We start from the raw sequence: 22,607 nt of genomic DNA on the forward strand, positions 1-22,607 counted from the left end.
TGGATAGTTTTTTTTTGCCCTGAAACAAATATTTCTTTTAGAAAATGTATGCCTTACTTATCACAAAAATATCTATTTTGTATACATTAAGATGTATGGATGTAAAATTTTATAATCTAAAAATAATAGGAGGAGAAGTGTATGTGTCTGTTCAGAAAATATTGGCATAAATTATCAAGAGTGTTTAATAGACAATTAGGCTATTTTTTAGATGATAAATTATTGCCTGCTGTGGAACGACTTTTATTTTCGCAAAACTTTGCAAGGTTTATTCAAAGAAACTCTAGGCAAGCTACGGAAGAATTTATAAAATCAAGCCAATTTCAATCTATTATTTGTAACATTTTAAAAGAATGCAATACATCACCTTTTAAAGAAATTGCAAAGCAGTATTTAGGTAAAAACGTTGAAATTACGGTGACAGTTGGACAATTAACAGGTGTGATTGTAGCGGTTGGTGATGATTTCTTAACACTACAAGAAGGAATAGGGACGGAAGTTTTATTACCATTTACAAGTATTATATCAATAAAAGAAGCGTAAGAAAGGAGACTTATATATGTTATTTACTGATGAATTGCGTAACCATGTTGGTGAGTTAGTGCAAGTTGTTACAGCTGTAGAAATTGTTGCAGGCATTCTGTTATCTGTGACGGATGGGGCAGTAAGTGTTCGTACTTCTCCTTCTTATGGACCACCGGAAGATGTAATCGTGCGTACTCCTATTATTGCTTATGTTCGCTTGGAAGGGTAAGTGTGATACAAGTATGAGAGTATCAGTTGTTATTCCAGCGCACAATGAAGCGAGTACTTTATCACAAGTTTTAGTAGAAGTGGAGAAGCTCAAGCCTTACGAAATTATTGTAGTAGATAATGGCTCCACAGATGGAACGAAAGACATAGCGTTACAACATCATTGTCACGTGATTTATTATAAACATTCTCTTGGCAATGATGTTGGACGGGCTATTGGGGCTAGAGAAGCAAAAGGTGAAATTGTTTTGTTTTTAGATGGTGATATTGTTATTGATAGTAAAGAGTTACAACGTTTCGTGAAAGGAATTCGACAAGGGCATCAAATTGTTGTGAATAATTTAACATGGTCGGTTTATTTAAAGATGAGACCACATTATACGACAGTTGGAAAGTTCATGTTGAATCGCTATTTGAATAAAAAAGAGCTTGTTGTTGGATCTTTAATCGCAATTCCACATGCGATGAGCAGGGAAGTTATCGAGAAACTTGGGTGGTGGAATTTAGCAGATCCAGCACTATTTCAAGCGATAGCGATGTCTAGAGGAGTAGATATTGTTGATATGGCTTCGGTCGATGTAATTCACACAAATAAGGTTCGTCCTGTGCATACAGGAACATCACCTGGTTCTCCTTATCCGAAAGCGACTAGCCGTATTATGGGTGATCATTTACGTGCTTTGCAATATGTAATCGAAACATATGGTAAACGCGGCGGTTTTTCGGAGGGAAACAGGGATAGGGAGTTTATAGGGAACTATAAACCAGTTGTATTAAAGAAGGAAAAAGCGAAATATAGTGCGATTATACCAGTGTCAGAAGAAAAAATAACGATAAGATCTGTTATACAAGAAGTGAAAAAAGCAGGGGTAGATGAAATTATTGTTGTCGCGAATGGAGCAGATTTTGAGACTGTTAAACAGGCAAAGTTAGAGAATGTTATCGTTATTGAATTCGAGGAAGCACTCGGACATAATGTAGCTCGAGCGATAGGAGCTATGCATGCCACAGCCGATATTTGTTTATTCGTTGATGGTGATTTTGTTATTCCAGCAAAAAAACTCACTCCATTTTTGCAAGCTGTTGAAGATGGAAGTGACGTGGTTTTAAATGATTTACAATGCTTATTAGATATGTTTCATCCTGCAGATCCAATTAGTATGGGGAAATATTTTATGAATTTAGTAGCGAAAAGACCGGATTTATGGAATAACTCATTAACGGCAGTACCACATGCTATGCATAAAAGGGTAATAGAGAAAATAGGATATGACTCGCTTGTTATTCCGCCATTAGCTCAAATGAAAGCTATTTTGGAGGTTTTTTCTATTACAGCAGTAGAATTTGTAGATGTTATAAAAACCAATCGGATACGCCCGGAGCAACATGGATTTGTAAATGGGCGTATTCCGGCATTTGACCGTATTTTCGGTGATCAACTTGAGGCGATTGCTTATCTATTGCAATATACAGACGAACGTGGGAGTTTTACAGATGGAGATCGCGATAGAGACACTATTCAACAATTGAGAAAGGAAGAAAAGAATACAGATGAATGCTAGTAGTAAAGTAGCTATTATTGGATTAGGGTATGTTGGTCTTCCTTTAGCAGTCCATTTTGCAGAAAGAGGACATACCGTACTTGGATTAGATAAAGATACTAGAAAAATAGAATCGATTATAAAAGGAGAAAGTTATATTCCAGATGTTTCTTCTAAAGTGTTGCAAAGTTTATTGACTAAAAATAAATTAATAGTAAATACACCAGATAAAGGTATTACTGATTTCCAAAATAGTGATTATGTTATTGTTACTGTTCCAACTCCAATTAATGAACGAAGAGAACCAGATTTAAGTGCCCTCATTTCAGCTTCGCATTATATACAACAAAATCTCCAAAAAGGACAAACCTTCATTTTTGAAAGTTCCACATATCCAGGCACACTTGAGGAAGTTATTATTCCTATTATTTCTCAAGCTGGCCAAAAGGTAGGAGAAGATTTCTATATCGGATATTCCCCTGAGAGAATTGATCCAGCAAATAGTCAATATTCAGTTCAATCTATTCCAAAAGTTATTAGTGGACAAACAGAAAAGTGTAAACAAAAAGTACAGGATTTATATAGTACCATTTTTGACGTAGTTGTACCTGTTAGTTCGCCGAAAGTAGCAGAGATGTGTAAGCTATTTGAAAATATTCAGCGCTTAGTTAACATCTCTTTAGTAAATGAGTTAAACACATTATGTGAAAGTTTAGGGATTGATTTTTATGAGGCCATTGAAGCGGCATCTACAAAACCTTTTGGATTTACTCCGTATTGGCCAGGACCAGGGATAGGGGGGCACTGTATTCCCGTAGACCCCTTATATTTTCAATGGCGAATAAAAAAGAATGGGGCAATTAGTCAATTAATTGAGGCGGCACATGTAATTAATGAAGAAATGCCAGAGAAAATAGTCCGGAAAGTAAAGGGCATGGTGCAATCACCCGGACTAGTTTTAATTGTAGGAATCGCATATAAGAAAGATGTAAATGATTTGAGAGAATCACCGGCTTTGCCAATTATTCAATTACTAATAAAAGAAGGATACGAGATAAAATACCATGATTCATATATTTCTTCCGCGGAAATTGGAGATAAGGTGTATCAATCTGTTGCTTTGGATGAACAAACAGTTAAAGAGGCAGGTTGTGTTTTAATTTTAACTGACCACTCTAATATCGATTGGAAGCTTTTTAAAGGAATAGACCGAGTAATAGATACACGGGGAATTATAAAGAAGGTGAGTGTATGAGTAAGAAATGTTTAATTACAGGTGGGGCCGGATTTATTGGATCTCATTTAGCTGAAGAGTTGGTGAGAAGGGGTTATGAAGTCACGATTGTGGATAACTTCTATAAAGGGAAAAATAAGTATCATAATGAGCTAATGAGAGAGATTCGGGTTATTCCAATAAGTGTTTTAGATAAAAATTCTATGTATGAATTAGTAAACCAACATGATGTAGTGTTTCATTTAGCAGCAATTTTAGGTGTTAAAACGACAATGGAAAAAAGTATAGAGCTCATTGAAACGAATTTTGACGGAACGAGAAACATTTTACAAGCAGCATTAAAAGGAAAGAAGAAAGTAGTTTTTGCATCTACTTCAGAAGTATATGGTAAAGGCAAACCGCCTTTCTCTGAAGAAGGAGATCGATTGTACGGGGCAACTTCTAAAATTCGTTGGAGTTATGCAGTTTGTAAAACGTTAGAAGAAACATTATGTTTAGGATACGCATTAGAAGGCTTACCTGTAACGATTGTTCGTTATTTTAATATTTATGGTCCAAGAGCGAAAGATGGTCCATATGCAGGAGTAATCCCGCGATTTATCCGTGCAGCTTTGCAAGGAGAAGACATTCTCGTATATGGAGATGGAAAGCAGACACGTTGCTTTACGTATGTGAGTGATGCGGTAGAAGCAACAATTCGGGCAATGGATGAGAAGGTAAATGGTGAGATTATTAATATAGGTTCTGAGAACGAACAGAGTATAAAAGAAGTAGCAGAAACAATAAAAAAACTAACGAAATCTTCTTCGAAAATTGTACAAGTTCCTTTTGAGGAAGTATATCCACATGGCTTTGAAGAAATTCCGAATAGAAGGCCGAACGTAACAAAGTTAAGAGAACTTGTTCAATTTCAAGCGACAGTAACGTGGGAACAAGGATTGAAAGAAACTATTAAATGGTTTCGTGAAGAAAACAATGGCTAAGTCGCTATCAGTTATTATTCCTGCAAGTAATGAAGTAGATACGATTTCAGACGTTATTCAATCGGTAAAACCGTTAAATCCAGTAGAGATTATTGTCATAGCAAATGGTTGTAATGATGGTACAGAAGAGGTTGCTAATCAGCTAGGTTGTAAGGTAATCAGGTATACAGAACTATTAGGGAACGATGTTGGGCGTGCAGTTGGCGCAAAACATGCGATAGGTGATGTATTACTATTTATAGATGGGGACTTTGCTATTCCAACTTCCAAATTACAATTGTTTCTTAATCCAATTTTACATGATCAGACTGACATCGTTTTAAATAATTTGGACGCATTGTTTTTAAAGAAACAAAAACCCCATTCCGTTACAGTGTGGCGTCAAATATTAAATGCAATGTTAGAGCGTGAAGAATTAAAGATAGATTCTTTATTATCTGTACCTCATGCGTTGACGAAAGAAGTCGTCCAAAGTATTGGATATGAATGTTTAGTTAATCCTATTGTAGCTCATTTACGTATAGCACAAAGTAAATGGAGAATTAACCGTCATTGTGCTATTGATGTTATTACGCCGAATAAATTTCGACCGATTGAACATGCTGCATATGGCACGAACCTTTCTCAATCTGAAAGACGAATGATAGGTGATCATATAGAAGCAGTTGCAGAACGAATAGTAAGCAGTGATATACGCGGGGGATATTATGATGGAAATAGGAAAAGGGATAGCGTCTATCATACTTTAAATTTCGAAGATTTTTATCAAGGATGGGGCGTTACATCCAATTTGTATAGAGAAAAGCAACTATCGGTTGTTATTCCTGTACAAAATGAAGAGAAAACAATTGGAAAGGTTATAGAAGAGCTTCGTAAAATTGAACCTTTTGAAATCATCGTTGTCGTAAATGGTTCGTCAGATAAAACAGCAACGATTGCAAAAGACAAAGGCGCAACAACCATTGTATATAAAGAAGCCCTTGGAAACGATGTAGGGCGTTCACTTGGAACTTATTTTGCAAAAGGAGAAATTGTGTTATTTATAGATGGTGATTTTGTTATTCCAGCTAGTGAACTATATCCTTTTGCAAAAGCTATTGCAGATGGAAAGGACGTCGCATTAAATGATTTAAATCATTATTTAGATTTAAGAGTACCACTTCATCTTGTAACTGCATTTAAGTATGCACTAAATTTAGCTTGTGATAGAAAGGATTTAGGGGTAGGCTCACTTATTGCGGTACCTAATGCATTTAGCCACAAGTGTTTGAAAGCAATTGGATATAAATCTTTATTGTCACCTTGTGTAGCACAGGTGAAGGCTCTTCTTTCTGGATTTGAAATTGCATGTGTATGTCGTGTTGAGGTTGATAAGATGAACCGTATTCGTCCCAGTGAACATTTTGCAAAAATAGGTCATCCTCCAGCTGTACTTCGAATTATAGGTGATCATATAGAAGGACTAGAGCAAATAATTGCATCAACAGACAATCGTGGCGGATTCTATGATGGCAATAGAAAAAGAGATGTTTTATAGAAGTAACAAAAAAGTGTACAACATGTGTACACTTTTTTGTTCTGTTATAAAAACTATAACAGATTAGGAGATAAGAGTATTACAGCTCTACAATGGGTATTGTTCTTATATTACAAAATAGGACTCGTATATAAGGATACCAAAAAAATACAATTAAGGAAAGGGTTAATTTTAAAGACTTTTAAATGAAGTTAACACTATATATATAGTAGTTTGCTCAACATTTCACAAACATGTCACAACTATTTCGTTCACTTTCGTAAAAAAGTAGTATTCTAAGTGTGTAAGCTGTTATATAAAAAATCTTAGTCCTGTACTAATCAAAAATGGAGGAGATTAGGATGACTCAAGTATTAGAAAATGTTAAAAACGCATGGGAAAACTTTAAAGGTGAAAAATGGAAAGCAGAGATTGATGTTCGCGATTTCATTTTAAATAATGTAAACGTTTTCGAAGGAGACGAATCTTTCTTAGCAGAAGCAACTGAAGCAACGAAACAACTTTGGGATCAAGTAATGGATTTAACAACAAAAGAACGTGAAAACGGTGGCGTTCTTGATATGGATACAAAAATTGTTTCTTCTATTACATCACATGACCCAGGATACTTAAATAAAGATATTGAAAAAGTAGTCGGTTTCCAAACTGATAAACCATTTAAACGTTCTTTACAACCATATGGTGGTATTCGTATGGCAGAACAAGCTTGTGAATCTTATGGATACGAAATGGACAAAGAACTTAGTCGTATTTTTAGAGATTGGAGAAAGACTCATAACCAAGGTGTATTTGATGCTTATACACCAGAAATGAGAAATGCACGTAAATCAGGTGTTATTACTGGTCTTCCAGATGCATACGGTCGTGGACGCATTATCGGTGACTATCGACGCGTAGCATTATATGGTATTGATCATTTAATTGAAGCGAAAAAAGCCGATTTGAATTTAACTGGTGGTGTAATGAGCGAAGATACAATGCGTTTACGCGAAGAGTTATCTGAGCAAATGCGTGCACTTCAAGAACTAAAACAAATGGCTGCTTCTCATGGTTTCGATATTTCTAAACCAGCAACAAATGCACAAGAAGCATTCCAGTGGTTATACTTCGCATATCTTGCAGCGATTAAAGAGCAAAACGGAGCTGCAATGAGTCTTGGACGTACTTCTACATTCTTAGATATTTACATTGAAAGAGATTTAGCAAATGGTACTTTAACAGAAGAAGAAGTACAAGAAATTGTAGATCACTTCATTATGAAATTACGTCTTGTGAAATTCGCAAGAACACCTGATTATAATGAATTATTCTCTGGTGACCCAACTTGGGTAACTGAATCTATCGGTGGTATGGCATTAGATGGTCGTCCATTAGTAACAAAGAACTCATTCCGTTTCTTGCATACACTAGATAATTTAGGACCAGCTCCAGAACCGAATTTAACAGTTCTTTGGTCTAAACAATTACCAGAGAACTTTAAAAACTACTGTGCGAAAATGTCCATCAAAACATCAGCAATTCAATATGAAAATGATGACATTATGCGTGCTGATTACGGCGATGATTACGGAATTGCTTGTTGTGTATCTGCAATGAGAATCGGTAAGCAAATGCAGTTCTTCGGAGCTCGTGCAAACTTAGCGAAAGCATTATTATATGCGATTAACGGTGGTAAAGATGAAAAATCAAAAGCACAAGTTGGCCCTGAGTACGCACCAATTACTTCTGAAGTACTAAATTACGAAGAAGTTATGCATAAGTTTGATATGACAATGGAATGGTTAGCGGGTCTATATTTAAACACATTAAATGTTATCCATTATATGCATGATAAATATAGCTATGAACGTATTGAAATGGCACTTCATGATACAAATGTTCTTCGTACAATGGCAACAGGTATCGCGGGTCTATCTGTAGTAGCAGACTCATTAAGTGCAATTAAATACGCACAAGTAAAACCAATCCGTGATGAAAATGGTATTGCAGTTGACTTCGAGATTGAAGGAGACTTCCCAAAATACGGTAACAATGATGATCGTGTAGATGAGATCGCTGTAAATCTCGTGAAAACATTTATGAATAAACTGCGTAAACATAAAACATATCGTAATTCCGTTCATACAATGTCAATTTTAACTATTACTTCTAACGTTGTATACGGTAAGAAAACTGGTAACACTCCAGATGGACGCCGTACTGGAGAGCCATTTGCACCAGGTGCAAATCCAATGCATGGACGTGATACAAAAGGTGCATTAGCTTCATTATTATCTGTAGCTAAATTACCATATGAAGATGCACAAGATGGTATTTCTAATACATTCTCTATTATTCCAAAAGCACTTGGTAAAGAAGATGATGTACAAGTACGTAACTTAGTATCTATGCTTGATGGCTATGCAGTAAAAGAAGGCCATCACTTAAATATTAACGTATTTAATCGTGAAACATTAATGGATGCAATGGAACATCCTGAGAAATATCCACAATTAACAATTCGCGTATCTGGTTACGCTGTAAACTTTATTAAATTAACTCGTGAACAACAAATTGATGTAATTAACCGTACAATGCATGAAAGCATGTAAATGAAAAAAGTGTCCCTTCGCTTTTAATACATAGCGAAGGGAGGCTGTTTCAATAAAGGAGGAAGTAACATGGTAAAAGGAAGAATACATTCTGTAGAGTCTTGTGGTACTGTTGATGGCCCAGGGATTCGTTATGTCATATTTACACAAGGGTGTTTATTACGTTGTCAATATTGTCATAATGCTGATACGTGGGAAATCGGTAAAGGTAAAGAAATAACAGTTGAAGAAGTGATGCAGGATGTGACATGTTACCTTCCATTTATTGAAGCCTCCGGAGGCGGTATAACAGTTAGCGGTGGAGAGCCATTATTACAGCTAGACTTTTTAATTGAGTTGTTTAAAAAGTGTAAAGAGGCTGGTATCCATACAACAATCGACTCTTCTGGTGGGTGTTATTCTGAGGAACCAGAATTCCAAAATAAGCTAGATATTTTAATGGATTATACAGATTTAGTTTTATTGGATTTGAAACATATCGATTCCAAAAAGCATCGTAAATTAACAGGGAAACCAAATGAACATATTTTACAATTTGCTCGTTATTTATCGGATAAGAATAAAGCGATTTGGGTACGACACGTATTAGTTCCTGGTGTTACGGATAATGAAGAGGATCTACAAAAACTATCTAGCTTTATTCAAAGTCTGTCTAATGTTCAAAAAGTTGAAGTGTTACCATATCATAAGCTTGGTGTATATAAATGGGAGGCGCTTGGACACAAGTACCCACTCGCAAATGTAGAACCACCTACTGAGAAAAATGTAGAACATGCTAAACATATTTTACAAGCGGTCTAATCCAAATATTGGATTAGGCTTTTTGCTTTCTTTACAATAAAATCTAGAGTATATATTGATAAAAGAGTATACTGAAAGTAGAATATCCATAATTTTGTACGGACTAAGTGGATAAATTTACATAATTGTAAAGGGAAATCAAAATAGTAAAAAGAATTAAGAAGTAAAAGAGTGAGTATCATGGAATAGAGAAGATTTGTAAGTTATTGCGAAAGCTCTTATAGGAAAGTATAATGTAAAGATATGAGCACAGATAGGATTAAGGGGTCAATCTTATATGCTTTGCATATCCACGACAGGTACATAGCTGAAAAGGGAATTATTAGAATCTGTTTATGTAATTTTTAAGGAAAATGTTTTTCCTATTGTCGTATATGCAATATGGAGAAACAAAAAGCTAGGAGTGGATTTGTTTGATAAAAAACCCCAAGGTTTTAATATTAACTGCACATTACGGTAATGGTCATGTGCAAGTAGCAAAAACATTAGAACAAACATTTCGCCAAAAAGGAATTGAAGATGTCATTGTATGCGACTTGTTTGGAGAATCACATCCATTTATAACTGACATTACAAAATATCTATATTTAAAAAGTTATACAATAGGAAAAGAATTATATCGTTTGTTTTATTACGGGGTAGAAAAAATTTATGATAAGAAAATAGCATCTTGGTATGCGAACTTTGGAAGAAAACGTTTGAAAACACTGTTACAGGTGGAGAAACCAGATATTGTAATTAATACATTTCCAATTATTGCTGTACCAGAATTGAAAAAACAAACGGGGATTTCAATTCCTGTCTATAACGTATTAACGGATTTTTGCGTGCACAAAATATGGATTCATCGAGAAGTAGATCGTTATTTTGTTGCAACGGATCACGTGAAAGAATTGATGGTTGATATCGGTGTACCTGCGGAACAAATTGTTGAAACAGGAATTCCAATTCGGAGTAGTTTTGAGTTAAAGGTAAATTCAGACATCATATATAATAAATATCAGTTATGTAAGAATAAAAAGATTTTACTAATTGTAGCAGGTGCTCATGGGGTATTAGGAAATGTAAAAGAACTATGCCAATCATTTATGTCAGTGCCTAATTTACAAGTAGTTGTCGTTTGTGGAAAAAATGAAGCTTTAAAACATGATTTATTAAGTTTACAGAAGCAAAATTCCGATGCATTAAAAGTGTTTGGGTATGTTGAAAATATTGATGAATTATTCCGAGTTACTTCTTGTATGATTACGAAGCCAGGCGGAATAACATTAAGTGAAGCAGCAGCGTTGCAAGTACCTGTCATTTTATATAAGCCTGTTCCAGGACAAGAAAATGAAAATGCGATGTACTTTGAAAAAAAAGGAGCAGCAGTTGTCATTCGCGATGATAGTGAGGTTTTCGCAAAAACAGAGGCATTATTACAAGATGATGTGAAGCTTCTTCAAATGAAAGAAGCAATGAAAAGCATCTATCTTCCAGAGCCAGCTGGTCATATTGTAGATGCAATTTTGGCAGAAAATCATGCAGAACCGCGTCATATACCTATTAAATCACCTGCTCTTGCACAATCTTTTACTTAATATGAAACCCTCTTTGTATATGTAAAGAGGGTTCTTTATTATTTTTAAAGAAAATTTAGCCAGTTATCCACAAAATAATTGCGCTTTCATTAAACAGTAAAGTCGGAATATTAACAACTATATCCACATTGTCCACAATTTTTAGAAAAATATCCACAATTAAAACAGCTGATATATGCTTTAATATAGAAAAATATTAAGTGTTTTTGAAAATTACTAACAATTGCATCAGTTTTGTGGATAAAGTTGTCCACAGCAAAAAGACCCCTTATGCATAAGCATAAGGGGTCTTTTTGCTTACTTCTATCAGTCGAGAAAATTATGTAATGAAAATGAATAATTAGGGGGGAAACTTCTAATTATTCATTTTCACTTTAAATGCTTTTCGAGCGATATCCTGCTGCACGATCTGCTTTTTGAAATTCGCGTTGATAGAGAACTTCTTGTGTACTAGATAATGTGTTTTTTGTTTTATCACGTTTCTTTTTATCCATTACAAATCACCTCGTGTCTTAAAGTTACTATTTATCGTTTCCAAAGACATGAGGGGATATACGCATATGGAAAATGTTAATGATTGATTATCATTTCAGAAAATTTAGATTATGCTTCTTTTAATTGATGAGCATCTTGGAAGGTTGTATCTCGCATTGTAGCAAGTGTGTATTGATCTTTTGGAATTTCATATAAGTTATATACTTCTTCGTTTGCGTTAATTTCATCATATACGGCTTTTCTTGTTTCATTTGCTAGATTCACATATTGCAGTTTTTCTGCAGCTTTAATAGAACGAATATTTATTTTACGAATACGCATGAAAATTGTTTCAATATCTAATTCATAGAAAAGTTCACTAAAAAATGAATCTTTTGCCAATTTATTATAGCCTTTTCCATGATATGGTTTGCCAAGCCATGTCCCGAGAAATCCAGCTTTTTCTTGCACATCAAATAAAGTAATTGTTCCGATAGGGTTACCCCATTCATCTAAAATTGTGCGTGAAATTAATTCACCACGCTCTTCAGCTTCAATCGTTTGTTTCGTTAAGAATAAATATTCTTCATAAGAATAAGCCTTTTGACGCACAAAAGGGAAGACAGCTGGATCCACCATTAACTCGTATAGAACGTGGCTGTCGTGTAAGTCGCGTTTTTTCAACATACTAACTCCTCCTCACACGAGGGTAGCATGACGAAAAAACACCCCACCCTCGAAATTTTTATATCAATCTTTAAAAAATTTCGGGGTGGGAATCGAACCCACTAGAACCAGTTTCTAACGCTGGTGGCGCACCATTTGCCTTCCCCATTCATCAATTTGAAAATGATAATCACGACACAAATTGATTATGGTTTCATTCAGTTTATAATCGTATAATACTTTATCTAGTCAAAAAAATAAACTAGTTTTTTTTATTTTTTTTGTAAATTATTTTTCCATCAATCATAGTTAGTACAGGCTTGGCTAAATAATGGAAAGGATGATGAGTCCATAACACGAGATCGGCGTCTTTTCCAACCTCGATGCTTCCAATTCTATCCTCTAACCGCAAATTTCGCGCTGGGAATATGGTGATTCCTTCTAGTGCTGTTTTCTCGTCTAACCCTTCTCTTACTGCGACAGCAGCACAAATATTTAAATACTGAATGGGTGTATAAGGATGGTCTGTTGTTATAGAAACTTCCACACCATTTTTGGATAATATATGGTAAGTATCCCATGTCTTGTTTTTTAGTTCGATTTTAGAACGGCGTGTCAGAGTGGGACCAACTGAAACCTTCAAATTGTGTTTCGAAAGCTCTTCAACAAGAAAGTGTCCTTCTGTACAATGTTCAATACGTAGATCGAGGTTGAATTCCGTTGCAAAGCGTAGCGCAGAACTAATATCATCTGCTCTGTGAGCGTGGATACGTACGGGTATTTCACGACGTAATGCTTTTAAAATAGGAAGCATTCGAAAATCAGCTTCGTGCCCGTAGTGTTGTGCTTCATAGAATGATTCCCGAAGTAACCCCATAATCCCCATACGTGTTATGGATTCTTTTGTTCCATTACTATGGACTTTTTTAGGGTTTTCTCCAAAGGCAATCTTTAAACCAGCAGGTTCTTGAATAATCATATGATCAATACAAGTTCCAGCTGTTTTTATTACACAAGTAGTACCTCCGATAATATTTTGACTGCCAGGCATAACGTGAACGGTTGTAATTCCATTTTGTACAGCGTCTTGAAAGGCGATATCGAGAGGATGGATTCCATCTAAAGAACGAATATGTGGTGTTGAAACTTCAGATGTTTCATTGGCATCATTTCCAGCCCAACCAGTACCTTCATCATAGAGACCAAGGTGAGTATGGACATCAATAAAGCCAGGTAAGAGATGGAGTGCTCGTGCATCTATAACGGTCATATCTTGAGTAGGTTGAATAAAAGGTTTGACCTCGGTAATTCGCTCTCCTGTAACGAGTACATCGCCTTGAAACTTTGGAGATGTAATAGGGTATACAATGGCTTGTTTGAGCAATATTTTCATAGGTACCTCATTTCTGTTACTTTATAATGCTAATGGAAGTTAAGGGAAAGTAACTGAAAGGTTATTTGTATGGTAATGCTTCGGATCCTAGAAAATGAAAGTTTTAAAAGGGCCCATGTAAAATTGTGTTTTAGAAGTACTACATTGTATGCGAAAGTATATTTTGTAATGCATGGTCTATTGCCGGAAATGTGTATTGGTATCCATGTTTAATTGCTTTACTAGGTAATACATGTTGCCCTTCTAGTATAAGTATGCTCATCTCACCTAATAAGGCGTGAAGCATAAATGAAGGGACAGGCAGCCAATGTGGTTTTCTCGTTGCAGCAGCGATGGTCTTTCCAAATTCCTTCATTCTTATAGGTGTTGGTGCTGTCATATTAAGAGGACCATCAATTTCTTTTTTGTGTATGATGAAATCCATCATACGAACGACATCGTCTATATGAATCCATGATAACCATTGTTTCCCAGAACCAATGGTGCCGCCGATATAGAATTGATAGGGAAGTAACATTTTTGGCAAGGCTCCGCCATCTGCACCTAATACAACGCCAAATCTTGTGTAAATTGTTCTTATTCCGAGAGAACATGCTTTAGCTGCTTCTTGTTCCCATAAAAATACTGTTTCTGCTAAAAAGTCATTTCCAGGAGTTTCTTGTTGCTCAGTAAAAGACTCTACTTCAGATGTTCCGTAGTATCCAATAGCACTTGCATTAATAAATGTATGTGGTTTTTTATGGAGTGCCTGCAATTGTTTAATGAGTCCTTTTGTTGTTTGAATTCTACTGTTTAAAATGGCTTTCTTTTGTTTCTTTGTCCATCTACTATTAATAGACTCTCCGGCTAGATTAATAACTACATCAATAGAAGAGAGGGGGAAGGTTTGTAAATCTGGTGTCCATTGAACATACTGAAGTTTAGGGTCGGAAGTTTCAGTAGTTTTTTTTCGTGTGAGGATGTAAACAGTATATCCTTTTTGAACAAAAAAAGTAGAAAGATATTTACCGATAAAGCCTGTACCACCAGAAATTGCGATTTTCACAAGTATTTCCTCCTCATTATATATATTCTTGAAAAGAAAAAATGTTCCTCGACTATGTTAAAATAATAGAGAGGTGAGAGTATGGCTGTCATTACAAAAATAGAAGTACAAAAACGATCGAAAGAACGATTTAATATTTATATTGATAAAGGCCAAGGTGAAGAGTACGGGTTTAGTGTGGATCAAGTAATCTTAATGAAACATGGATTACAAAAAGGCTTAGAAATTGATGAAATAGAGTTAGGAAATATTTTGTACAATGAAGAGGTACAAAAAGCATATTTACAAGCAATCTCCTATTTATCCTATCAAATGAGAACAAAACAAGAAATAGAAGATTTTTTACGAAAAAAAGAAGTGGGACAGGCCATCATCTCTGAAGTCGTTTCGAAATTATTACATGACCGATATATTAATGATAAAGAGTACGCTGTTTTATATACGCGAACGCAAAGTAATGTGAATCGAAAAGGTCCAACTGTTATTAAAAGAGAGTTGTTAAATAAAGGTGTTCAAGATTTACTTATTATGCACAGTTTACAAGAATATCCGAAGGAAAAGCAAATTGAGAATGCCTTGTTTCTCATAGAAAAGAAGAAAAAATCTTATCAAAAGCATTCTTTTTTACAAATGAAGCTAAAGTTAGATGAGATGCTTGTTCGAAAAGGATATTCTAGAGAAGTAATTCAAATTTGTTTGGAAGAATTGAAAGACGAAAGAGATGACGAAAAGCAACAAGAAGCGTTACACTATCATGGGAATAAATATTATGAGAAATATAAGAAGCATGATGGATGGACATTTGAAAACAAGATGAAACAAGCGTTATATAGAAAAGGATTCTCTATTGATGAAATTGAGATATTTTTGCAAATGAAACGCGAAGAGGAATGAGGAGAATAAGATGAATATGCCAAAACGCTACAGTGAAATGACACCGCATGAGCTAAGGGAAGAAATTGGCGCTTTGAAGGAGCAAGCAGTAAAAGCTGAGCAGCTTGGGATTGTCAATGAATTCGATGTATTAATGAGAAAAATGGCAATGGCTCGTGCTTATATGACGGATATAAACAAGTTCCGTATTGGTGAAATATATGAATTAGTAGAAGAACCTGGTGTATTATTTAAAATTACGTATTTCAATGGGGTATTTGCTTGGGGATATAAGCAAAATGATAATGAAGAGATTGGCATACCAATTTCCTTATTGCAAGAAAAATAAAAACCAGAGAGCACATATCTCTCTGGTTTTCATCTTTGGTAGGCGTTAAAGGAGATAGGAGATTCTAAAATTGGCGTTTTTTACATTCATTTGCCAATATAATGAGAGACTGGGTTTGTTGCGTCTGTCCGTTAACTTGCGCTTTTGCATGTTTTGGACGAGTCCACGTATGGTTAAATAATTCAGAACGACTATCTAAGCGATCACGGTAGCTCATCTTTATCACCTCGTGTAGGAAGTTAATTTAATTTGTACTACTCTTCCTGCTGATTTGCAGCACGCATACGTTCTTGTGGGTGCGTGTTAATTGTGCCGTTAGGTCGCTTCGAAGCGAAGCGTGATTTCGCTTTCGGCTGACCGTCGATTTTGCTGTTGTTTTTTGACTCAGACCAAAATTCGGCTTGTTTACCCATTGCGAACGCCCTCCTCCTCATCAGTTGATACCTCTTTAAGAAGTATCACTTATAGAATGTGCAAAACAGAAGAAACTATCCTTTAGAAATGAAGGGATAAATAGGTAAAAGGAGATTAGAACATGAATGATATTTATGAAGCATTAACGAAAGAATTATTAGACAAGAATGATAAGCTTTCTTACGGACAAGCTCGTGCATGGGTTGAATTACTTTGGGAAGATTTTCAAACAACTTATGCAAAATCAGGGCGTTATCAAGGTGAGGAAATGACTGAGCAAGTGGTACGATCATGGATTAATAATCATGGTGTACGCCTTCATGAAATGCGTACAAACAATCCGAAGTATAGTCATTTAATTAATCAAGAAGATCATTTGAAACATAAAAAAAAGCGACTTGAGTCGCTTTTTTTAATGTGGAAGTAATTCCAGTTTTTTTCGAAGTTTTTCTTCACTAAAAATCCATCCTGTATAGGAACTAATAATATTTAAATTATGGTCGAGCTGAACAATCGCGACAAATGGATAATAATCTTTACTTCGATACCGTAAATCAATGAATCGTACTTCGTAATAATGATCATGATCAAAAATATCCCAGCGATATACAGGAGAGAAAGATAGGAAGGCCGAGATGTTTTCATCTTGTTTAGCTGCTCGCATAATATCATTGTCTGGGAACGGTACCCGATCGAACTTGTCATATATCATGATGTTACCACGGTGCCATCTCGCAACGTAGTAATAATCAGCTGTAACGACTGCTAAATGATAATGATAAAATCGGTAAGAAGGAGAAATGATAATCTTTTCGACATTTTTGAAACGTTTGTGTACAACGCTTCTTATATTTCTGTGCATCATAATTCGTCCGATATAGTAAACAATCATTAATATATATGCTGCTAAGGCAGTGTATCCTTTATGAGAACCGACGAGCATGCAAGCAATTGCAAGTATATGGATAAAGAAAATTACGGTATCGAATGTATTAATCACGCCGAGTGCGACCCATTTTTTTGTGAAAGGCCGTAATGCTTGTGTACCATAGGCGTTGAAAATATCTACAAAGACGTGAAGGAAGACTGCAATAAATGACCAAAGTAGTAGATGAAGATATGGAGCGTCTGAAAAGAAGGCGAAAGAGATGCCACTTATAAGGAATGACCAAAGAATTACCGCGGGAATGGAATGAGTAACTCCGCGATGATTTCTTATATATTTAGCGTTATTACGCAATTTTAAAACTGTGTCAATGTCAGGAATGTTGGAACCAGCAATTGTAGCAAGCATAACAGCTTGTGGGCCAATATCACTTTGTGCTATGGCTGGGTCTAATGTTGCTAAGCTACCTAAAGTGATACCCATAACAAGGTGAGTGGCTGTGTCCATAGAAATCCACCTCCGTTTTTTATTAATGTAACTCTTTTTATTCGATACCTCAAGTCCTTTGCCTTCAATTTCCTATGTCATCTTACTTAAATTTTTTCCTAAAATCTTTATAATAGTACTTATATGCAAAAAAATGAGGGGGATCAAGTTTGACACTTGAAATACTAAAAAATTTTAATATAGAGCAGTTTCAAAATGATTTAATTGGTTGGTTTGAAGAAGAACAGCGCGACTTACCGTGGAGAAAGAATAAAGATCCATACCGCGTTTGGGTTTCTGAAATTATGTTACAGCAAACAAGAGTAGAAGCTGTAAAACCATATTACGCAAATTTTATGGGGAAGTTTCCTACACTTGAAGCGTTAGCGAACGCAGATGATGAAGAAGTATTAAAAGCATGGGAAGGTTTAGGGTATTATTCTAGAGCACGTAATTTACATGCGGCAGTAAAAGAGGTAAAAGAAGTATACGGCGGGGTTGTACCAAGTGATGTAAAGAAAATTGAAAAGTTAAAAGGAGTCGGACCATATACAAAAGGTGCTATTTTAAGTATCGCATATGGTATACCAGAGCCGGCAGTTGATGGAAATGTTATGCGTGTATTATCTCGCATTTTATCAGTATGGGATGATATTGCAAAACCAAAGACTCGAAAAGTTTTTGAAGAAATTGTGCGTGAAATTATTTCGAAAGAAAATCCATCTTATTTTAATCAAGGTTTGATGGAGTTAGGTGCATTGATTTGCATTCCAAAAAATCCATCTTGCTTACTTTGTCCTGTACGTGAGCATTGCAGAGGATATGCTGAAGGTGTTCAAAAAGAACTACCAGTAAAAAGTAAAGCGAAAGCTCCTACAATGGTACCGCTTGTTGCAGGAGTACTTCAAACTGAAGATGGTCGTTACGTTATTAATAAACGTCCAAGTAGCGGATTATTAGCTAATATGTGGGAGTTTCCGAATATTGAACTTGGCGAAGGGATTCGAAGTCAGAAAGAACAGCTTATAGATTATATGAAAGAAAAGTTTGAGCTTTCGATTTCTATTGATGAGTACGCAATGAATGTACAACATACATTTACACATCGTACTTGGGATATATTTGTATTTTACGGAAAAGTAACCGGTGATATTGTTGAAACAGATACATTGAAACTTGTATCGAAAGAAGCATTTGAGCAGTTACCTTTCTCTAAATCGCATCGTACGATTTATGAGAGTTGTGTTGAGAAAATTACAATGCAATAAACAAAAAAGTGTTCCCTAAATTGGGAACACTTTTTTAATCGTAAGAAATTTTTGTCCCATGAGTCCAACTGGCATCACCTTCTTGTAAGCCGCCCCTTGATTCGATCTCTATTACAATTTCTTTATAAATACTTTGCCCTTCCGCATTTAAATAGGGCAAAATCTGTTGTAATGAATGATGAAAATAAGCTAATTCATCTTCTTTCCATTCGTTTTTTGAAAGCATCGTTAGTTCAGTCATATCGCGTCCTATATACATATTTCCACCTCCATTTTCTATAGTTTGAATGAGTAACAAGAGATATATGCGGAATTTTTTCAAAAGAAAATTACGGATAGCTTCTAGTTGAATTGGTTACATTATTGATTGTGGAGGTGAGAAAGATGAGTAAAAAACAACAAGGTTATAACAAGGCAACTTCTGGTGCTAGTATTCAAAGTACAAATGCTAGTTATGGTACAGAGTTTGCAACTGAAACAAATGTACAAGCAGTAAAACAAGCAAACGCACAATCAGAAGCAAAGAAAGCACAAGCTTCTGGTGCACAAAGTGCAAACGCTAGTTATGGTACAGAATTTGCAACTGAAACAGACGTGCATGCTGTGAAAAAACAAAATGCTAAGTCAGCTGCAAAACAATCACAATCTTCTAGTTCAAACGAGTAATGAAAGAAAAACACTTCTCCAATTCGAGAGAAGTGTTTTCTTTGTGTGCGGGTCATTGTAATGAAAAGAAAGTGAACGACATAACTTCTAATAAGTCAACAAATGTTGTCAAAGGAGAAGGAAGTTAAAGATTAGAAATATGTAATTAGGAATAATAACTGATGAATAAGTCCAAAAGGGGGTAAGTAATGAACGATTTTGATAAGTTGGTAGGGGAGCAATTAGAAACGATGGATGAGTTGTTAAAGTTACAAGCACATCTAGAGAAGTATCAACAAATTGAAATGAATGAAAAAGAAACGTGCGATAAAAAAGAACTGCATTTTATCCGTCAGGAAATATATAGAACAGAAGTAGCGTTGAAGATGTTACATGAGAAATTTGAAGAACAAACGAATAGTGTAATCCAATCTTTTGCAACTGAAAAAATGATTTCAAATTTAGGATAAGATATATTATTGCCTTCAGGTGAAAAGTCCTTCAAATAGAGAGGGGCTTTTTCTATTACATGTCCTCGTTTATAAATAATACAGTATAATCCTTGTGTTATGAGAAGATTGGGTATTATTGTATTCAACGATAAACCTCCTGCATATTCAGTGTGGAAAATAGAGTCTTATCCCTTTAGTTTTAAAATTTTGACAAAAAAGTTATAATAGAAGAAAAGTGAATGCCGTTCAAAGGGCATTTGCAGTTGAAAGAAGGGAGCATATATGGGATTTCCCAAAGAAGGAGAAAAAGTACAAATACATAGTTATAAACATAATGGCTCCATTCATAGAATGTGGGAAGAAACAACAATTTTAAAAGGGACACAGAGTCTTGTGATCGGAGCGAATGATCGTACAGTAGTTACAGAATCGGATGGCCGAACATGGATTACGCGTGAACCAGCAATTTGTTATTTTCATGCCAACTATTGGTTTAATGTGATTGGGATGCTTAGGGAAGAGGGCGTATATTATTATTGTAATTTAAGCTCCCCTTTTGCGTATGATTCTGAAGCATTAAAGTATATTGATTATGATTTAGATATTAAAGTGTATCCAGATATGACATATACGCTTCTAGATGAAGATGAGTATGAAAAACATAGTCAAATTATGCAGTATCCACCTGTTATCGATACAATTTTAAAACGAAATGTAGCACATTTAACACAGTGGATTCATCAAAGAAAAGGTCCGTTCGCACCAGACTTCGTAGATATGTGGTATGAACGATATTTAATGTACAGAAATTAAAGCAAACCTGCAGGGGGCTTCCCGGCAGGTTTGTCCTATTAGAGGGGGGATTATGTGCAGGGCATAAAAAGATATTTACAATTTGTTAAACCATATCGATGGCTTATCGCTATTACAATTATTATTGGACTAGTTAAGTTTGGTATCCCACTTATTATGCCGTGGTTATTAAAGTATATTATCGATGATGTAATTCAAGGCGGAGGTTCACTTCAAGATAAAACATCTCAATTAATAACAGCGATTGGAATTGCTTTTTTTATTTTTGCGGTATTAAGACCACCGATTGAATATTATCGTCAATATTTCGCGCAGCGTATCGCAAATACAATACTGTATGATTTGCGGAAGTATATTTTCGGTCACTTACAAAAGTTAAGTTTACGTTATTACTCCAATACAAAAACAGGAGAGATTATTTCGCGTGTCATCCATGATGTAGAACAAACGAAGGATTTTGTAATTACTGGTTTGATGAACGTCTGGTTAGATACTGCAACAATTGCTATTGCCATCATTGTTATGTTTTCTATGAATATAAAATTAACATTTGTTGCGTTATTGATTTTACCTATTTATGTAATTGCAGTGAAATATTTTTTCGGACGTCTTCGGAAATTGACGAAAGAGCGTTCACAAGCGTTAGCGACGATGCAAGGATATTTGCATGAACGTATTCAAGGAATGCAAGTGACACGTAGCTTTGCGTTAGAAGAGTATGAGGGGAAGCAGTTTGAAAAAAGAAATAATGAATTTTTAACGAAAGCATTAACCCATACAAGTTGGACGGCGAGAACATTCTCGGCAGTAAATACGTTAACAGATTTAGGTCCGTTACTTGTGATTGGTTTTGCAGCATATGAAGTAATTCAAGGGCAGTTAACGCTAGGGACGATGGTAGCTTTTGTTGGATATATGGATAGTTTATATAGTCCGCTTCGCCGCCTTGTTAATTCATCTACAACATTAACACAATCTTTTGCATCGATGGACCGTGTGTTTGAACTGTTAGATGAAAAATACGATATTGTTAATGTGCCAAATGCGGTACAAACGAAAAAATTAAATGGAGAAATTGTATTTGATAATGTTTCTTTTCGTTATAATGCAGATGAAAAAGAGATATTACACAACTTGTCATTAACTATGCAGCCTGGAGAGAAAGTAGCGCTTGTAGGAGCGAGTGGGGGAGGAAAGTCATCTCTTGCTAGTTTGATCCCGCGTTTCTATGATGTTTCTGAGGGAGCGGTTTATGTAGATGGGATAGATGTAAGAAAGTATAATATGAGAAATTTACGTAGTAATATTGGAATTGTACTGCAAGATAATTTATTGTTTAGCGATACAATTGGAGCTAATATATTATATGGAAATCCGAAAGCTACAGAGCAAGAAGTGATTGCAGCTGCCAAAGCTGCGCAAATTCATGATTTTATTATAGACTTACCAGAGGGTTATAATACTGTCGTTGGAGAACGTGGTGTAAAGCTATCGGGCGGGCAAAGACAACGTGTGGCAATTGCACGAGTGTTTCTAAAGAATCCGTCGGTACTTATATTGGATGAAGCAACTTCGGCATTGGATTTAGAAAATGAAAGGTATATTCAAGAGGCGCTTCAGACGTTAGCTGCTGACAGGACGACGATTATAATCGCACATCGATTAGCGACGATTACGCATGTTGATACGATTATTTACATTGAAGACGGTGAGATTAAAGAGACTGGTTCTCATGAAGAGTTAATGCGAAAAAAAGGATTTTATTACAATTTATATCAACTTCAACATATAACAGAAACAGCTCCTTTAGCATAAAAGGAGCT

General features: G+C 35.4%; 25 protein-coding genes and 1 pseudogene. 18 read left to right on the forward strand and 8 right to left on the reverse strand.

Annotated features, from left to right (window positions below):
* Positions 1–141 precede the first annotated feature (141 nt).
* The 10 genes and pseudogenes from ACQRBL_RS02260 to ACQRBL_RS02305 all read left to right on the forward strand — a co-directional run bounded on the left by ACQRBL_RS02260 (position 142) and on the right by ACQRBL_RS02305 (position 11,020).
* Complete coding sequence (locus ACQRBL_RS02260) at positions 142–543, forward strand: hypothetical protein (RefSeq protein WP_000335546.1); 402 nt, start codon at positions 142–144, stop codon at positions 541–543.
* A 16-nt stretch (positions 544–559) separates the two neighbouring features.
* Positions 560–754 (forward strand): hypothetical protein, encoded by a 195-nt coding sequence (locus tag ACQRBL_RS02265; RefSeq protein ID WP_000899471.1) that lies wholly within the window; start codon positions 560–562, stop codon positions 752–754.
* A 13-nt stretch (positions 755–767) separates the two neighbouring features.
* The gene (locus ACQRBL_RS02270; RefSeq protein WP_232357445.1) at positions 768–2,315 is read left to right on the forward strand and encodes a glycosyltransferase family 2 protein; all 1,548 of its coding nucleotides are present in this window, start codon (positions 768–770) and stop codon (positions 2,313–2,315) included.
* Positions 2,305–3,549, forward strand: a complete 1,245-nt coding sequence (locus ACQRBL_RS02275) for a nucleotide sugar dehydrogenase (protein WP_000994261.1) — start codon at positions 2,305–2,307, stop codon at positions 3,547–3,549. The genes ACQRBL_RS02270 and ACQRBL_RS02275 overlap by 11 nt, the downstream gene beginning before the upstream one ends.
* Positions 3,546–4,511, forward strand: coding sequence for an NAD-dependent epimerase/dehydratase family protein (locus ACQRBL_RS02280; protein WP_000037050.1), 966 nt, complete (start codon positions 3,546–3,548; stop codon positions 4,509–4,511). Before ACQRBL_RS02275 ends, ACQRBL_RS02280 begins: the two co-directional genes overlap by 4 nt.
* On the forward strand, positions 4,504–6,048 hold the full coding sequence (locus ACQRBL_RS02285) for a glycosyltransferase family 2 protein (protein ID WP_001130008.1): 1,545 nt from the start codon (positions 4,504–4,506) through the stop codon (positions 6,046–6,048). Before ACQRBL_RS02280 ends, ACQRBL_RS02285 begins: the two co-directional genes overlap by 8 nt.
* A pseudogene (locus ACQRBL_RS02290) lies at positions 6,017–6,237 on the forward strand (hypothetical protein). The gene ACQRBL_RS02285 and the pseudogene ACQRBL_RS02290 overlap by 32 nt, the downstream one beginning before the upstream one ends.
* Before the next feature lie 152 nt (positions 6,238–6,389).
* Complete coding sequence (gene pflB, locus ACQRBL_RS02295; protein ID WP_000195468.1) at positions 6,390–8,639, forward strand: formate C-acetyltransferase; 2,250 nt, start codon at positions 6,390–6,392, stop codon at positions 8,637–8,639.
* A gap of 69 nt (positions 8,640–8,708) precedes the next feature.
* Positions 8,709–9,440 (forward strand): pyruvate formate-lyase-activating protein, encoded by a 732-nt coding sequence (pflA, locus tag ACQRBL_RS02300; protein WP_000238463.1) that lies wholly within the window; start codon positions 8,709–8,711, stop codon positions 9,438–9,440.
* Between the two features lie 413 nt (positions 9,441–9,853).
* Positions 9,854–11,020, forward strand: coding sequence for a diglucosyl diacylglycerol synthase (locus ACQRBL_RS02305; protein ID WP_000594694.1), 1,167 nt, complete (start codon positions 9,854–9,856; stop codon positions 11,018–11,020).
* Positions 11,021–11,394: 374 nt separating this feature from the next.
* On the opposite strand, the gene ACQRBL_RS02310 is transcribed toward ACQRBL_RS02305, so the two are convergent.
* The 4 genes from ACQRBL_RS02310 to ACQRBL_RS02325 all read right to left on the reverse strand — a co-directional run bounded on the left by ACQRBL_RS02310 (position 11,395) and on the right by ACQRBL_RS02325 (position 14,598).
* Complete coding sequence (locus ACQRBL_RS02310) at positions 11,395–11,514, reverse strand: YfhE family protein (protein WP_000358486.1); 120 nt, start codon at positions 11,512–11,514, stop codon at positions 11,395–11,397.
* A 109-nt stretch (positions 11,515–11,623) separates the two neighbouring features.
* Positions 11,624–12,181, reverse strand: coding sequence for a GNAT family N-acetyltransferase (locus ACQRBL_RS02315; RefSeq protein ID WP_000914737.1), 558 nt, complete (start codon positions 12,179–12,181; stop codon positions 11,624–11,626).
* A 241-nt stretch (positions 12,182–12,422) separates the two neighbouring features.
* The gene (locus ACQRBL_RS02320) at positions 12,423–13,553 is read right to left on the reverse strand and encodes an amidohydrolase (protein WP_000698297.1); all 1,131 of its coding nucleotides are present in this window, start codon (positions 13,551–13,553) and stop codon (positions 12,423–12,425) included.
* A gap of 139 nt (positions 13,554–13,692) precedes the next feature.
* Positions 13,693–14,598 (reverse strand): TIGR01777 family oxidoreductase, encoded by a 906-nt coding sequence (locus ACQRBL_RS02325; RefSeq protein ID WP_411996143.1) that lies wholly within the window; start codon positions 14,596–14,598, stop codon positions 13,693–13,695.
* An 81-nt stretch (positions 14,599–14,679) separates the two neighbouring features.
* Between ACQRBL_RS02325 and recX the strand changes: the two genes are divergently transcribed.
* A complete protein-coding gene (gene recX, locus ACQRBL_RS02330; protein WP_000268513.1) occupies positions 14,680–15,492 on the forward strand; it encodes a recombination regulator RecX in 813 nt (270 codons plus the stop codon).
* A 10-nt stretch (positions 15,493–15,502) separates the two neighbouring features.
* Positions 15,503–15,820 (forward strand): YfhH family protein, encoded by a 318-nt coding sequence (locus ACQRBL_RS02335; RefSeq protein WP_001057023.1) that lies wholly within the window; start codon positions 15,503–15,505, stop codon positions 15,818–15,820.
* A gap of 64 nt (positions 15,821–15,884) precedes the next feature.
* Here ACQRBL_RS02335 and ACQRBL_RS02340 read toward each other — a convergent pair whose 3' ends face one another.
* Both ACQRBL_RS02340 and ACQRBL_RS02345 read right to left on the reverse strand, forming a co-directional pair.
* On the reverse strand, positions 15,885–16,037 hold the full coding sequence (locus ACQRBL_RS02340; protein ID WP_000122093.1) for a YpzG family protein: 153 nt from the start codon (positions 16,035–16,037) through the stop codon (positions 15,885–15,887).
* A 37-nt stretch (positions 16,038–16,074) separates the two neighbouring features.
* The gene (locus ACQRBL_RS02345; RefSeq protein WP_000517891.1) at positions 16,075–16,233 is read right to left on the reverse strand and encodes a small, acid-soluble spore protein K; all 159 of its coding nucleotides are present in this window, start codon (positions 16,231–16,233) and stop codon (positions 16,075–16,077) included.
* Between the two features lie 122 nt (positions 16,234–16,355).
* Here ACQRBL_RS02345 and ACQRBL_RS02350 point away from each other — a divergent pair, with 122 nt between their 5' ends.
* Positions 16,356–16,661, forward strand: a complete 306-nt coding sequence (locus ACQRBL_RS02350; protein ID WP_411996144.1) for a YfhJ family protein — start codon at positions 16,356–16,358, stop codon at positions 16,659–16,661.
* Here ACQRBL_RS02350 and ACQRBL_RS02355 read toward each other — a convergent pair.
* Positions 16,647–17,627, reverse strand: coding sequence for a metal-dependent hydrolase (locus tag ACQRBL_RS02355; RefSeq protein ID WP_000379115.1), 981 nt, complete (start codon positions 17,625–17,627; stop codon positions 16,647–16,649). The two genes, ACQRBL_RS02350 and ACQRBL_RS02355, sit on opposite strands and share 15 nt — an antisense overlap.
* 149 nt (positions 17,628–17,776) lie before the next feature.
* Between ACQRBL_RS02355 and mutY the strand changes: the two genes are divergently transcribed.
* Positions 17,777–18,874 carry an A/G-specific adenine glycosylase gene (gene mutY, locus ACQRBL_RS02360; RefSeq protein WP_000171383.1) on the forward strand — a complete coding sequence of 366 codons (1,098 nt, stop codon included), beginning with the start codon at positions 17,777–17,779 and terminating at the stop codon, positions 18,872–18,874.
* Positions 18,875–18,908: 34 nt separating this feature from the next.
* Here mutY and ACQRBL_RS02365 read toward each other — a convergent pair whose 3' ends face one another.
* Positions 18,909–19,133 carry a hypothetical protein gene (locus ACQRBL_RS02365; RefSeq protein ID WP_000275439.1) on the reverse strand — a complete coding sequence of 75 codons (225 nt, stop codon included), beginning with the start codon at positions 19,131–19,133 and terminating at the stop codon, positions 18,909–18,911.
* A gap of 125 nt (positions 19,134–19,258) precedes the next feature.
* Between ACQRBL_RS02365 and ACQRBL_RS02370 the strand changes: the two genes are divergently transcribed.
* The 4 genes from ACQRBL_RS02370 to ACQRBL_RS02385 all read left to right on the forward strand — a co-directional run bounded on the left by ACQRBL_RS02370 (position 19,259) and on the right by ACQRBL_RS02385 (position 22,599).
* Positions 19,259–19,540: a gamma-type small acid-soluble spore protein gene (locus ACQRBL_RS02370; protein WP_000039034.1), complete on the forward strand. Its 282-nt coding sequence runs from the start codon at positions 19,259–19,261 to the stop codon at positions 19,538–19,540.
* 188 nt (positions 19,541–19,728) lie between these two features.
* Positions 19,729–19,989, forward strand: coding sequence for a YgaB family protein (locus ACQRBL_RS02375; RefSeq protein ID WP_000997578.1), 261 nt, complete (start codon positions 19,729–19,731; stop codon positions 19,987–19,989).
* A gap of 264 nt (positions 19,990–20,253) precedes the next feature.
* Positions 20,254–20,784: a nucleoside tri-diphosphate phosphatase gene (gene ntdP / locus ACQRBL_RS02380; protein ID WP_000506627.1), complete on the forward strand. Its 531-nt coding sequence runs from the start codon at positions 20,254–20,256 to the stop codon at positions 20,782–20,784.
* Positions 20,785–20,838: 54 nt separating this feature from the next.
* Positions 20,839–22,599, forward strand: a complete 1,761-nt coding sequence (locus ACQRBL_RS02385) for an ABC transporter ATP-binding protein (protein ID WP_001161605.1) — start codon at positions 20,839–20,841, stop codon at positions 22,597–22,599.
* Positions 22,600–22,607 lie beyond the last annotated feature (8 nt).

Origin of the sequence: Bacillus sp. AF62 (assembly GCF_050312695.1) — a bacterium.
GTDB lineage: Bacteria > Bacillota > Bacilli > Bacillales > Bacillaceae_G > Bacillus_A > Bacillus_A cereus.

Coding starts and splice junctions, on each gene's coding strand:
- ACQRBL_RS02260 (WP_000335546.1), top strand. CDS start 142: ATGTGTCTGTTCAGAAAATATTGGCATAAATTATCAAGAGTGTTTAAT.
- ACQRBL_RS02265 (WP_000899471.1), top strand. CDS start 560: ATGTTATTTACTGATGAATTGCGTAACCATGTTGGTGAGTTAGTGCAA.
- ACQRBL_RS02270 (WP_232357445.1), top strand. CDS start 768: ATGAGAGTATCAGTTGTTATTCCAGCGCACAATGAAGCGAGTACTTTA.
- ACQRBL_RS02275 (WP_000994261.1), top strand. CDS start 2,305: ATGAATGCTAGTAGTAAAGTAGCTATTATTGGATTAGGGTATGTTGGT.
- ACQRBL_RS02280 (WP_000037050.1), top strand. CDS start 3,546: ATGAGTAAGAAATGTTTAATTACAGGTGGGGCCGGATTTATTGGATCT.
- ACQRBL_RS02285 (WP_001130008.1), top strand. CDS start 4,504: ATGGCTAAGTCGCTATCAGTTATTATTCCTGCAAGTAATGAAGTAGAT.
- pflB (WP_000195468.1), top strand. CDS start 6,390: ATGACTCAAGTATTAGAAAATGTTAAAAACGCATGGGAAAACTTTAAA.
- pflA (WP_000238463.1), top strand. CDS start 8,709: ATGGTAAAAGGAAGAATACATTCTGTAGAGTCTTGTGGTACTGTTGAT.
- ACQRBL_RS02310 (WP_000358486.1), bottom strand. CDS start 11,514: ATGGATAAAAAGAAACGTGATAAAACAAAAAACACATTATCTAGTACA.
- ACQRBL_RS02315 (WP_000914737.1), bottom strand. CDS start 12,181: ATGTTGAAAAAACGCGACTTACACGACAGCCACGTTCTATACGAGTTA.
- ACQRBL_RS02320 (WP_000698297.1), bottom strand. CDS start 13,553: ATGAAAATATTGCTCAAACAAGCCATTGTATACCCTATTACATCTCCA.
- recX (WP_000268513.1), top strand. CDS start 14,680: ATGGCTGTCATTACAAAAATAGAAGTACAAAAACGATCGAAAGAACGA.
- ACQRBL_RS02335 (WP_001057023.1), top strand. CDS start 15,503: ATGAATATGCCAAAACGCTACAGTGAAATGACACCGCATGAGCTAAGG.
- ACQRBL_RS02340 (WP_000122093.1), bottom strand. CDS start 16,037: ATGAGCTACCGTGATCGCTTAGATAGTCGTTCTGAATTATTTAACCAT.
- ACQRBL_RS02345 (WP_000517891.1), bottom strand. CDS start 16,233: ATGGGTAAACAAGCCGAATTTTGGTCTGAGTCAAAAAACAACAGCAAA.
- ACQRBL_RS02350 (WP_411996144.1), top strand. CDS start 16,356: ATGAATGATATTTATGAAGCATTAACGAAAGAATTATTAGACAAGAAT.
- ACQRBL_RS02355 (WP_000379115.1), bottom strand. CDS start 17,627: ATGGACACAGCCACTCACCTTGTTATGGGTATCACTTTAGGTAGCTTA.
- ACQRBL_RS02365 (WP_000275439.1), bottom strand. CDS start 19,133: ATGTATATAGGACGCGATATGACTGAACTAACGATGCTTTCAAAAAAC.
- ACQRBL_RS02370 (WP_000039034.1), top strand. CDS start 19,259: ATGAGTAAAAAACAACAAGGTTATAACAAGGCAACTTCTGGTGCTAGT.
- ACQRBL_RS02375 (WP_000997578.1), top strand. CDS start 19,729: ATGAACGATTTTGATAAGTTGGTAGGGGAGCAATTAGAAACGATGGAT.
- ntdP (WP_000506627.1), top strand. CDS start 20,254: ATGGGATTTCCCAAAGAAGGAGAAAAAGTACAAATACATAGTTATAAA.